Here is a 12,767-nt window from a genome sequence, read left to right as displayed (position 1 = left end):
TGAAACCGGCAAAACACTGTGGATGTATACAGTGACTGTGAATATATACAGGGTTTTTGTGGTTTGCAAACCTGAGGCAGGTATTTTCTTCAGGATTGCAGGCTTTGGTGGTTGAAACCTGGAGAGCGGGCCCCATATCCGTTCGCAACGACATTTTCCGGCTCGAGGCGGCCGGAGCCCATGTTCAACCGGCCACTGACAGCGGGCCGCTTTAGATGAAGCAGGAGTAGCCATGAGCACTGACGAGAACCGCAACGAGCATGAGGAACTGAACGAAGCCCTCGAGGCTGCGAAAGAGGAGGCCCAGGCCGCTGAAGGCGAAGCCGGCGACAACGAAACCTCCGAAGTGGAAGCGCTCCAGGCTCAGGTTCAGGAATTCCAGGAGCAGATGCTGCGCTCCCAGGCGGAAATGCAGAACGTGCGCCGTCGGGCCGAGATCGACGTTGAGAAGGCGCACAAGTTTGCCCTGGAAAAGTTCGTCAAGGAGCTGTTGCCGGTAGCTGACAGCCTTGAGAAGGCGGTCGAGAGCACCGAGGGTCACGATGAGTCCGGCGAACTGGTTGCCTCAATTCGCGAAGGCGTGGAAATGACCCTGAGTCTTTTCATGTCCAGCCTGAAGAAATTCAACGTTGAGCAGATCAACCCGGTGGGCGCACCCTTCGATCCCCAGCATCACGAGGCCATGTCCATGGTGCCTGCGCCGGATGCCGAGCCGAACAGCGTGGTAGCCGTGGTGCAGAAAGGGTATCTGCTGAATGGTCGTGTTGTGCGGCCGGCCATGGTGGTGGTCGCGAAAGCGGAAGATGCACCAAAAATTGATGAGCAGGCTTGAAAAGCCGATTAAAGCGCCAATATAGCCAGTAAATAGCGAAAGCGGAGGCAAATGGCCTCCTGGAAAGCATTCAGAAGAATTGGAGTGACTCAATGAGCAAGATTATCGGTATCGACCTGGGAACGACCAACTCTTGTGTAGCCATCATGGATGGCGACAAGGTGAAGGTAATCGAGAACGCCGAGGGTGATCGCACCACCCCGTCCATCATCGCCTACACCGACGATGGTGAGACCCTGGTTGGCCAGTCAGCCAAGCGCCAGGCGGTTACCAACCCGAACAACACTCTGTACGCCATCAAGCGTCTGATCGGTCGTCGTTTTGAAGACGATGTGGTCCAGAAAGACATCAAGATGGTGCCCTACAAGATTGCCAAGGCAGACAACGGTGATGCCTGGGTTGAAGTGAAGGGCGAGAAAATGGCGCCGCCGCAGGTGTCTGCAGAAGTTCTCAAGAAGATGAAGAAGACTGCAGAAGACTACCTGGGCGAAAAAGTGACCGAAGCCGTCATCACTGTTCCGGCCTACTTCAACGACAGCCAGCGTCAGGCTACCAAAGATGCAGGCAAGATCGCCGGTCTGGAAGTGAAGCGGATTATCAACGAGCCGACCGCAGCAGCCCTGGCTTATGGCCTGGACAAGAAGAGCGGCGATCGTACCGTGGCGGTATATGACCTGGGCGGTGGTACCTTTGACCTGTCCATCATCGAAATTGCCGATGTTGACGGTGAGCACCAGTTCGAGGTTCTGGCCACCAACGGTGACACCTTCCTGGGTGGTGAAGACTTCGACCTGAAGATCATCGAGTACCTGGCAGACCAGTTCAAGAAAGACAGCGGTATCGACCTGCGCGGCGATTCCCTGGCGATGCAGCGTCTGAAGGAAGCGGGCGAAAAAGCCAAGATCGAGCTTTCCAGCAGCCAGCAGACCGACGTTAACCTGCCGTACATCACCGCAGACGCGTCTGGTCCCAAGCACATGAACGTGAAGCTGACCCGTGCCAAGCTGGAATCTCTGGTAGAAGACCTGGTTCAGCGCAGCCTCGAGCCGTGTAAAGTGGCGCTGCAGGACGCAGGCATGAAGGCAGGCGAAGTCGACGAGGTTATCCTGGTCGGCGGTCAGACCCGCATGCCGCTGGTGCAGGAAAAAGTGAAAGAGTTCTTCGGCAAAGAAGCCCGCAAGGACGTTAACCCGGACGAAGCTGTGGCGATGGGTGCTGCCATCCAGGCGGCCGTTCTCTCCGGTGATGTGAAAGACGTTCTGCTGCTGGACGTAACCCCGCTGACCCTGGGTATCGAAACCATGGGCGGTGTGGCAACTCCGCTGATCGACAAGAACACCACGATTCCGACCAAGAAGTCGCAGACGTTCTCCACAGCGGACGACAACCAGACCGCGGTAACCATTCACGTGGTTCAGGGTGAGCGTAAGCAGGCTGCCCAGAACAAATCGCTGGGCCGTTTCGATCTGGCTGATATTCCGCCGGCAGCGCGTGGTGTGCCGCAGATTGAAGTTACCTTCGATATCGACGCCAACGGTATCCTGAACGTGTCTGCCAAAGACAAGGCGACTGGTAAAGAGCAGTCAATCGTGATCAAGGCCTCTTCCGGTCTGAACGATGACGAAATCGAGAAGATGGTTCAGGACGCCGAGGCCAACGCCGAGGAAGATCGCAAGTTCGAAGAGCTTGTCCAGGTTCGCAACCAGGGCGACGCGATGGTTCACGCCGTTCGCAAGACATTGAACGAAGCCGGTGACAAGGTCAGCGACAGCGAGAAAGAGTCCATCGAAGCGTCCATCAAGGAGCTCGAAACCGCTCTGGAAGGTTCCGACAAGGAAGACATCGAAGCCAAGACTCAGAAGCTGACCGAGGTCTCTTCCGAGCTGGCCCAGAAGATGTATGCAGATCAGGCGGATCAGACCCAGCAAGCCGGTGGGCAGGAAGAAGCCCAGGGCCAGAAGTCTGACGATGCTGTCGACGCTGAGTTCGAAGAAGTCAAAGACGACGACAAGCGATAAATCTGACGTACATCAGGTAGTTGGAAAACGCGGGGAGATCCCCGCGTTTTCCGCGTTTAAAAACAGGGTTTTAAAAGCATGGCCAAGCGCGATTATTACGAGATTCTCGGGATTTCCCGGGACGCGGACGAGAAGGAAATCAAGCGAGCCTACCGAAAGCTCGCCATGAAGTACCACCCCGACCGTAACCCGGACGACACCGAAGCCGAGAACAAGTTCAAGGAGGCCAGCGAAGCCTACGAAGTACTGGCAGAGCCGTCCAAGCGGGCTGCCTACGACCAGTTCGGCCACGCCGGCGTTGACGGCCAGGCCGGTGGCGGCGGATTCGGAGGCGGCGGTGCCAGCTTCTCGGATATCTTCGGCGATGTATTCGGCGACATCTTTGGTGGCGGCGGTCGTGGCCGCAACACCCGGGGTGCGGACCTGCGCTACACCCTGGAGCTGGATCTGGAAGAGGCCGTGAAAGGCAAGACGGTCCAGATCAAGATCCCGGGGCATCGCGAATGTGAAGTATGCGACGGCAGCGGCGCCGAGAAAGGCTCCCGCCCGGAAACCTGCAGTACCTGTAAGGGTATGGGGCAGGTGCGCATGCAGCAGGGCTTCTTTACCGTACAGCAGGCCTGTCCGACCTGTCGGGGCTCCGGCCAGATCATCAAGAACCCCTGTAAGGCCTGTCACGGTCAGGGCAGGGTTCAGGAAGAGAAAACACTGTCGGTCAAGGTGCCGCCCGGCGTTGACACCGGTGACCGCATTCGCCTTTCCGGTGAAGGCGAGATGGGCGTCGATGGTGGTCCTCCCGGAGATCTGTATGTGCAGATAGCCGTGCGGGAACATTCCATCTTTACCCGCGATGGCCGCAACCTCTATTGCGAAGTTCCCATCAGCATCGTTGATGCCTCACTGGGTGGAGAGCTCGAGGTGCCGACACTGGATGGCCGGGTGAAACTGAAGATTCCACCGGAGACCCAGACCGGCAAGCTGTTCCGCCTTCGTAACAAGGGTGTCAGCCCGGTTCGTGGTGGTCCTGCTGGTGACTTGCTGTGCCGTGTGATCGTGGAAACGCCGGTGAATCTGACCAAGCGCCAGAAAGAGCTGCTGGAAGAGTTCCAGAAAACTCTGGACGCCAGTAACGGCACAGAGCACGGCCCGAAGAAGACCTCCTGGTTTGAAGGCGTGAAAAGCTTCTTCGACGAAATGAAATTCTGATCGGCGCGACAAGAAGGAACGCGAGCATGAGGGTAGCAATCATCGGCGCCGCCGGGCGCATGGGAAAAGTCCTGATTGAAGCCGTTGACGGCACCGAGGGTCTCGAGCTGGGTGCCGCCGTGGTCGAGCCCGGCAGTAGCCTGATCGGCGCCGATGCCGGCGAAATGACCGGGATCGGCAAAACCGGCGTCAAAATGGCCGGCAGCCTGGCCGATGTGAAGGATGATTTCGATGTGCTTATCGACTTCACCTTCCCGGACCTGACTCTGGAAAACGCCGAGTTCTGCAAGGCCAACGGCAAGATGCTCGTGATCGGCACTACCGGCATGTCCGACGCCGAAAAGCAGCAACTGGCTCTGGCCGCCGAGTCCACGCCCGTAGTGTTTGCGCCCAACATGAGCGTGGGCGTTAACGTCGTCCTCAACCTGCTGCGCACCGCCGCCGCAACCCTGGGTGACGACTACGACGTGGAGATTATCGAAGCCCATCACCGCCACAAGAAAGACGCGCCCTCGGGAACGGCCCTGCGCATGGGTGAAGTCGTCGCCGATGCCCTCGGTCGTGACCTGAAAGAGTGTGCCGTCTATGGTCGTGAGGGCTTCACCGGCGAGCGAACCCGCAAGGAAATCGGTTTCGAAACGATTCGGGCGGGGGATGTGGTGGGTGATCACACCGTCTTGTTCGCCACCGAGGGTGAGCGTATCGAGGTGACCCACAAGGCCAGCAGCCGGATGACCTTTGCCAAGGGTGCCATGCGGGCCGCTTTATGGCTGAAGGATAAGCCGGCCGGGCTTTATGATATGCAGGACGTGCTGGACCTCAAGTGAGGCCATTTCTCGTGGACACAAAGCGCCATATTTTTTACAATAAGGCGGTTTGACTGCACCAAGCGTACCTTTGCACAAAGATTCTGAAAAAGCGGGACCGAGTTAAGACTCCGTCTCGCTTTTTTGCAACCTGAATTTGCGCTTGCGTTCCTGTTCGTGACGAACCGATACGCCACTCGATGAGGATACAAGCCTTGAGCACACCAGCAATCCTTGCACTCGCAGACGGAAGCCTGTTCTACGGCACAGCCATCGGCGCTGACGGAGAAACCAGCGGCGAAGTGGTGTTCAACACCGCCATGACCGGCTACCAGGAAATCCTGACCGACCCGTCCTACTCCCGCCAGATCGTGACCCTGACCTACCCGCATATCGGTAACACCGGTGTGAACGAAGAAGACATTGAGTCAGACCGCATCCAGGCCGCCGGCCTGATTATCCGCGATCTGCCTCTGCTGGCCAGCAGCTGGCGTAGCAAGGGAACTCTGGACGATTACCTGCGAAGCAACAACATTGTTGGGATCGCCGACATCGATACTCGCCGTCTGACCCGCATCCTCCGGGACAAAGGCTCCCAGAACGGTGCCATCGTTGCCGGTGAAAACGCCACTGCCGAGCGGGCTCTGGAACTGGCAAAAGCCTTCCCGGGCCTCAAGGGTATGGATCTGGCAAAAGAGGTTACCTCCGACAAGATCTGGTCCTGGAAAGAGACGGAGTGGACCCTGGGCGAGGGTTACGGTGAGCGTGAGGAATCACGGTTCAAGGTGGTTGCCTGGGATTACGGCGTCAAGCTGAACATCCTGCGCATGCTCGCCTCCCGGGGCTGCGACATCACCGTGGTGCCGGCGCAGACTCCGGCCTCCGAGGTTCTGGCGATGAACCCGGACGGTGTGTTCCTGTCCAATGGCCCCGGGGACCCCGAGCCCTGTGATTACGCCATCACCGCCATCAAGGAAGTGCTGGAAACCGAGATTCCGGTGTTTGGTATCTGCCTGGGTCACCAGTTGCTGGCCCTGGCCAGCGGTGCCAAGACCATGAAGATGGGGCATGGCCACCACGGAGCCAACCATCCGGTTCAGGATATCGCCACCGGCACGGTGATGATCACCAGCCAGAACCACGGGTTTGCCGTGGATGAGGCAACTCTGCCGGCCAATGTCGAGGCGACTCACAAGTCCCTGTTTGACGGCACCCTGCAGGGCATTCGCCGGACCGACAAGCCGGCCTACAGCTTCCAGGGCCACCCGGAAGCCAGCCCGGGCCCCCATGACGTGGCGCCGCTGTTTGACGAGTTTATCCGCCTGATGGAGACGCGATCGGCCTGAGACCGATTGCCACGGAAAACTCACGGGCGCCGCGTGTTGCGCTGCCAGAATTCAAAAGTTGCTGACAGGTTTACCAAGACATGCCAAAACGTACCGACATCCAAAGCATCCTGATCCTGGGCGCCGGCCCCATCGTGATCGGGCAGGCGTGCGAGTTTGATTACTCCGGAGCCCAGGCCTGCAAGGCGCTGCGCGAAGAGGGTTACCGGGTTATTCTGGTTAACTCCAACCCGGCAACCATCATGACCGACCCGGTCATGGCCGATGCCACCTACATCGAGCCGATCACCTGGAAGACCGTCGAGAAGATCATCGAGAAAGAGCAGCCGGATGCGCTGTTGCCCACCATGGGCGGCCAGACCGCGCTGAACTGCGCCCTGGACCTCGAGCGCCACGGCATTCTGGAAAAGCACGGCGTAGAAATGATCGGCGCCAACGCCGACACCATTGATAAAGCCGAAGACCGGGACCGCTTCGACAAGGCCATGAAGAAGATCGGCCTCGAGTGTCCGCGGGCCACCATCGCCCACTCCATGGAAGAAGCCTGGAAAGTGGCTGACGACATCGGCTTCCCGTGCATCATCCGTCCGTCCTTCACCATGGGCGGCTCCGGCGGCGGTATTGCTTACAACCGCGACGAGTTCGAGGAAATCTGCACCCGTGGTCTGGATCTGTCCCCGACCAACGAACTGCTGATCGACGAATCCCTGATCGGCTGGAAAGAGTACGAGATGGAAGTCGTCCGGGACAAAAACGACAACTGCATCATTGTCTGCGCCATCGAGAACTTCGACGCCATGGGTGTGCACACCGGTGACTCCATCACCGTGGCCCCGGCCCAGACCCTCACTGACAAAGAATACCAGATCATGCGGAACGCCTCGTTGGCAGTCCTGCGTGAAATCGGTGTGGAAACCGGCGGCTCCAACGTGCAGTTCGGCATGAATCCGGACACCGGCCGCATGGTCGTCATCGAGATGAACCCCCGGGTGTCCCGCTCCTCGGCGCTGGCCTCCAAGGCCACCGGCTTCCCGATCGCCAAGGTCGCCGCGAAACTGGCGGTGGGCTACACCCTGGACGAACTGCGCAACGAAATTACCGGTGGCGTCACCCCGGCCTCGTTCGAGCCGTCCATCGACTATGTGGTCACCAAGATCCCCCGGTTCACCTTCGAGAAATTCCCCCAGGCCGACGCCCGCCTGACTACCCAGATGAAATCCGTGGGTGAGGTCATGGCCATCGGCCGGACCTTCCAGGAATCCCTGCAGAAAGCCCTGCGCGGCCTGGAAGTGGGCTCCGAAGGCTTTGATGAGAAACTCGAAGATCTGGATTCCGAGAATTCCCGGGAGACCCTGACCCGCGAACTGAATGTGCCCGGTGCCGACCGCATCTGGTACATCGGCGACGCTTTCCGGGCTGGCATGACGGTGGAGGACCTGCACGAGCATACCCACGTGGATCCCTGGTACCTGGTGCAGATCGAGGACCTGATCAGGGAAGAGCAGGCGCTGAAGAGTGCCGGCAAGGCCGACATTGACCAGGCCACCCTGTTCCGTCTCAAGCGCAAGGGCTTCTCCGATGCCCGCCTGGCGAAACTGCTGGGCATCTCCGAGGTAAGCCTGCGCAAGCTGCGCCACGATCTGGATATCCGCCCGGTGTACAAGCGCGTGGATACCTGCGCCGCCGAGTTTGCCTCCGACACCGCGTACATGTACTCCACCTATGAGGAAGAGTGCGAGTCGGACGCCAGCGACCGCGAGAAGATCGTGGTGATCGGTGGTGGCCCCAACCGGATCGGCCAGGGCATCGAGTTCGATTACTGCTGTGTGCATGCGGCCCTGGCCATGCGTGAAGACGGCTACGAAACCATCATGATCAACTGCAACCCGGAGACCGTGTCCACCGACTACGACACCTCCGACCGGTTGTACTTCGAGCCGATCACCCTGGAAGACGTGCTGGAAATCATTCACGTCGAGAAGCCCAAGGGCGTGATTGTGCAGTACGGCGGCCAGACCCCGCTGAAACTGGCCCGTGGCCTGGAAGCGGCCGGTGTGCCGATCATCGGCACCAGCCCGGACGCCATTGACCGTGCCGAGGACCGGGAACGGTTCCAGCAGATGATCACCCGCCTGGGCCTGAAGCAGCCGGAAAACGCTACCGTGCGCAGCCACGAGGAAGGCATCCTGGCAGCCAGAGAGATCGGCTACCCGCTGGTTGTGCGTCCGTCTTACGTGCTGGGCGGTCGTGCCATGGAAATCGTCTACGACGAGGAAGAACTGGTTCGCTACATGCGCAACGCAGTGCTGGTCTCGAACGACAGCCCGGTGCTGCTCGACCACTTCCTGAACGCCGCCATTGAGGTGGACATCGACGCCATCTCCGACGGTAAAGACGTGGTCATTGGTGGCATCATGCAGCATATCGAGCAGGCCGGTGTTCACTCCGGTGACTCCGCCTGCTCGCTGCCGCCGTACACCCTGCCCCAGCAGGTTCAGGACGAAATGCGCGATGCCGTCAAGAAGATGGCCATCGAGCTGGATGTGGTCGGTCTGATGAACGTGCAGCTGGCCTGGCAGGACGGCGAGATCTACGTGATCGAGGTAAACCCGCGGGCCTCGCGTACCGTGCCGTTCGTGTCCAAGGCCATCGGTGTGTCCCTGGCCAAGGTGGCGGCCCGGGTGATGGCTGGCAAGACCCTCAAAGAGCTGGAGTTCACCCAGGAAATCATCCCCAGCTATTATGCGGTGAAAGAGTCGGTGTTCCCGTTCAACAAGTTCCCGGCGGTGGATCCGATCCTTGGGCCGGAAATGAAATCGACCGGTGAGGTCATGGGCCTGGGTGACAGCTTCGACGAAGCCTTCGCCAAAGCCGCGTTGGCTGTTGGTGAGCGTCTGCCGGCCAAGGGCACTGCGTTCATGTCTGTGCGGGATGTTGACAAGCCCGGCGCCGCAAAAGTGGCCCGGGATCTGGTCGAAGCCGGCTTCAAGCTTGTGGCTACCACCGGCACCGCCAAGGCCCTGAAAGAGGCCGGAATCGAGGTTGATCGGGTGAACAAGGTCCGTGAAGGCCGTCCGCATATTGTGGACGCCATCAAGAACGGACAGGTTCAGCTGATCATCAATACCACTGAAGGTCGCAAGGCCATTTCCGACTCGGCCCAGATCCGCCAGTCGGCGTTGCAGACCAAGGTAACCTACACAACAACACTGGCGGGCGGCGAAGCCTTCTGCCGGGCCATCAAGTTCGGCCCGGAGCGCACTGTACGCCGCCTCCAGGATCTTCACGCAGGAAAGTGAGACTATGGCTGACAGAGTACCGATGACAAAGGCGGGCGAGACCCGCCTCCGCGAGGAGCTTCAGAAGCTGAAGTCCGAGGATCGTCCCCGGGTTATTGCGGCGATTGCCGATGCCCGGGAGCACGGCGACCTGAAAGAGAACGCTGAATATCATGCTGCCCGCGAGCAGCAGAGCTTTATTGAAGGCCGTATCCAGGAAATCGAGGGCAAGCTTTCAGCCGCTCAGGTAATCGATGTGACCACCATCGAGAATACCGGCAAGGTGATCTTCGGCACCACGGTACACCTGCTTAACATGGATACGGACGAACAGGTGATCTACAAGATCGTTGGTGAGGATGAGGCGGATATCAAGGCAGGCAAGCTGTCGATTTCCTCACCGATTGCGCGGGCGCTGGTAGGCAAGAGCGAGGGCGATGTGGTCGCCATTCGCGTGCCTTCCGGTACCGTGGAATACGAGATTGAGCAGGTCGAGTACATCTGATCTCGTCTGTGCTGAACGAAAAAAGCCGGCTGGGGTTTTCCCGAGCCGGCTTTTCTGTTTCTGGGTTCCGGGCGGATCAGTGTTTGTGGCGCAACAGGTTGGAGAGCTTGGGGTTCGGCTTTTTGGCCCGGCGCAGTATGACGGCGATCTTGCCGATGGTCTGGACGAGCTCGGCGCCAGAGGATTCGCACAGCGCGGTGATCGCCTCGTGCCGGGTTTCCCGGTCTTGGCTCGCCACCTTGATCTTGATCAGCTCATGATCATTCAGTGCGCGCTCGAGTTCTTCCTGCAGTCCCTCGGAAAGGCCTTTGTCGCCAACAATGATGACGGGCTTGAGGTTGTGGGCAATCGCCCGGTATTCCCGGCGCTGTTCCGGTGAAAGACTCATGATGTAATCTCTTTATTGGTGCAATTAACAAAAGGTCAGCGGCGGAAAGGCTGACTTGAACGTATAATCGACGAATTGTAACAGATCGTTCCGCTGTAAGAATGGCCGTTAACACGTATCGACGTGGGGGCAGCAAGCAGAAGGAACCAACCCGGGTGGCAAGGGTCAAAAGGTTCGCGGAATTGGGGGCGTATTGAGGGTTGCTGTTGTAATTTCAGATATGGCGCCCAATATGAAGGTTAAGGCGACTTTTCATTAAAAAACTGTGTGCTGCGTGTGGCCGATACGGATGGGCCGTTTCTGGTGGACGGGCGTACAATTGGTGTAAGGTGTCAGAAAAGGGTGCTTTGAGAAAGGTTAACCCTACAATTCACAGGTGATGATCCTTGAACGATATGGCAAAAAATCTGGTTCTCTGGCTAATTATAGCCGCCGTGCTGCTGATGGTGTTTCAGAACTTTTCTCCCACCACCACCGGCCAACAAGTCAACTATTCCCAGTTTGTGGAGATGGTCCAGGAAGGCCAGGTCCGTCAGGTCACAATCGATGGGTTGCAGGTTCAGGGTACCCGTGGTGACGGCTCCCAGTTCCAGACAATCCGTCCTCAAGTGTCTGACAACAAGCTGATGGACGATCTGCTCGCGAACAACGTTGAGGTTATCGGTAAGGAGCCTGAGCGCCAGAGCCTGTGGACACAGCTTCTGGTAGCCGCGTTTCCGATACTGATCATCATCGCACTGTTTGTGTTCTTCATGCGCCAGATGCAGGGCGGCGGTGGCGGCAAAGGCCCCATGTCGTTCGGCAAGAGTAAAGCGCGTCTGATGAGCGAAGACCAGATCAAGACCACCTTCGCGGACGTGGCCGGTGTTGATGAAGCCAAGGAAGATGTTAAGGAACTGGTGGATTTCCTGCGAGATCCCAGCAAATTCCAGCGTCTTGGCGGCAGCATCCCCAAAGGTGTCCTGATGGTTGGTCAGCCGGGTACGGGTAAAACCCTGCTCGCCAAGGCTATTGCCGGCGAAGCCAAGGTGCCCTTCTTCTCCATCTCCGGTTCTGACTTTGTCGAAATGTTCGTGGGCGTGGGTGCTTCCCGGGTTCGTGACATGTTCGAACAGGCCAAGAAGCAAAGCCCCTGCATTATCTTCATCGACGAGATCGATGCTGTTGGTCGCCACCGTGGCGCCGGCATGGGTGGCGGTCATGACGAGCGTGAACAGACGCTCAACCAGCTGCTCGTTGAGATGGACGGTTTTGAGGGTAATGAAGGCGTTATCGTAATTGCCGCTACTAACCGTCCCGACGTTCTCGACCCGGCACTGTTGCGCCCGGGCCGTTTCGACCGTCAGGTTGTTGTTGGCCTGCCAGACATCATTGGTCGTGAGCAGATCCTCAAGGTGCACATGAAAAAAGTGCCCCTGGCGGATGGCGTAGAGCCGGTTCTGATCGCTCGTGGCACGCCCGGATTCTCCGGTGCGGACCTCGCAAACCTGGTCAACGAGGCGGCGCTCTTCGCGGCCCGTCGCAACCAGCGTCTCGTGTCCATGGAAGAGTTCGAGCTTGCCAAAGACAAGATCATGATGGGCGCCGAGCGCAAGTCCATGGTGATGAGCGAGAAAGAAAAGCGGAATACGGCTTACCACGAGTCTGGCCACGCTATTGTGGGTCGTCTGATGCCGGAGCACGATCCGGTGTACAAGGTGAGCATCATTCCGCGCGGCCGCGCTCTGGGTGTCACCATGTTCCTCCCCGAGGAAGACAAGTACAGCCATAGCAAGCGCTTCCTGATCAGCTCGATCTGCAGTCTGTTCGGTGGCCGCATCGCGGAAGAACTGACGCTGGGCTTTGATGGTGTGACGACCGGTGCGTCGAATGACATCGAGCGGGCGACCAGTCTGGCCCGCAACATGGTGACCCGTTGGGGTCTGTCCGAGAAGCTGGGTCCGTTGCAGTATGATACCGACAGCGAAGAGCCGTTCCTCGGCCGGTCTGCGGGTCAGTCCCAGACGGTGTACTCACCGGAAACGGCCCAGCGCATTGATGAGGAAGTTCGCAACATCATCGACAGCTGCTACGAAAAAGCCAAGCAGATTCTGGTCGATAACCGGGACAAGCTCGACATGATGGCCGACGCGTTGATGAAGTACGAAACCATCGATCGTCACCAGATTGATGACATCATGGAAGGCCGCACACCTCGCCCGCCGAAAGGTTGGGGAGACAGTGGTCCCGCTGGTGGCGTCAAGGCCGACGAGCCTGAGACGGCGCCGGAGCCAAAGGCTTCCGATGACGGTCGTCATCCCGGCGTTGGCCGGCCGGCCGGAGAACACTGACGGCTAGCAGCTTTTGGTTATAAAAAGAGTGTAGTTCCCTGCGCCGCCCGGATTCCGG

General features: G+C 58.7%; 9 protein-coding genes. 8 read left to right on the top strand and 1 reads right to left on the bottom strand.

Annotated elements, in window-relative coordinates; genetic code table 11:
- Window positions 1-232: 232 nt before the first annotated feature.
- From grpE to greA, 7 genes are all read left to right on the top strand, one after another.
- Window positions 233-832 carry a nucleotide exchange factor GrpE gene (gene grpE, locus AC5JQH_RS06640; RefSeq protein WP_008171515.1) on the top strand — a complete coding sequence of 200 codons (600 nt, stop codon included), beginning with the start codon at window positions 233-235 and terminating at the stop codon, window positions 830-832.
- 92 nt (window positions 833-924) lie between these two features.
- A complete protein-coding gene (dnaK, locus tag AC5JQH_RS06635) occupies window positions 925-2,850 on the top strand; it encodes a molecular chaperone DnaK (protein WP_014578301.1) in 1,926 nt (641 codons plus the stop codon).
- 78 nt (window positions 2,851-2,928) lie between these two features.
- Complete coding sequence (gene dnaJ, locus AC5JQH_RS06630; RefSeq protein ID WP_014578300.1) at window positions 2,929-4,056, top strand: molecular chaperone DnaJ; 1,128 nt, start codon at window positions 2,929-2,931, stop codon at window positions 4,054-4,056.
- Between the two features lie 26 nt (window positions 4,057-4,082).
- Entirely contained in the window at window positions 4,083-4,883 is an 801-nt protein-coding gene (gene dapB, locus AC5JQH_RS06625; RefSeq protein WP_008171519.1) for a 4-hydroxy-tetrahydrodipicolinate reductase, read from the top strand.
- A 194-nt stretch (window positions 4,884-5,077) separates the two neighbouring features.
- A complete protein-coding gene (carA, locus tag AC5JQH_RS06620; RefSeq protein ID WP_491713282.1) occupies window positions 5,078-6,208 on the top strand; it encodes a glutamine-hydrolyzing carbamoyl-phosphate synthase small subunit in 1,131 nt (376 codons plus the stop codon).
- 80 nt (window positions 6,209-6,288) lie between these two features.
- Window positions 6,289-9,507, top strand: coding sequence for a carbamoyl-phosphate synthase large subunit (gene carB, locus AC5JQH_RS06615; protein ID WP_273157111.1), 3,219 nt, complete (start codon window positions 6,289-6,291; stop codon window positions 9,505-9,507).
- Between the two features lie 4 nt (window positions 9,508-9,511).
- Window positions 9,512-9,991 (top strand): transcription elongation factor GreA, encoded by a 480-nt coding sequence (greA, locus tag AC5JQH_RS06610; RefSeq protein ID WP_075267597.1) that lies wholly within the window; start codon window positions 9,512-9,514, stop codon window positions 9,989-9,991.
- Window positions 9,992-10,067: 76 nt separating this feature from the next.
- On the opposite strand, the gene yhbY is transcribed toward greA, so the two are convergent.
- Entirely contained in the window at window positions 10,068-10,379 is a 312-nt protein-coding gene (yhbY, locus tag AC5JQH_RS06605) for a ribosome assembly RNA-binding protein YhbY (RefSeq protein WP_008171523.1), read from the bottom strand.
- A 386-nt stretch (window positions 10,380-10,765) separates the two neighbouring features.
- Here yhbY and ftsH point away from each other — a divergent pair, with 386 nt between their 5' ends.
- Entirely contained in the window at window positions 10,766-12,709 is a 1,944-nt protein-coding gene (ftsH, locus tag AC5JQH_RS06600) for an ATP-dependent zinc metalloprotease FtsH (RefSeq protein WP_169702170.1), read from the top strand.
- The last annotated feature ends 58 nt before the right edge of the window (window positions 12,710-12,767 follow it).

Source organism: Marinobacter sp. H13 (genome assembly GCF_059072335.1).
This window is presented reverse-complemented; position numbering and strand designations above follow the sequence as displayed.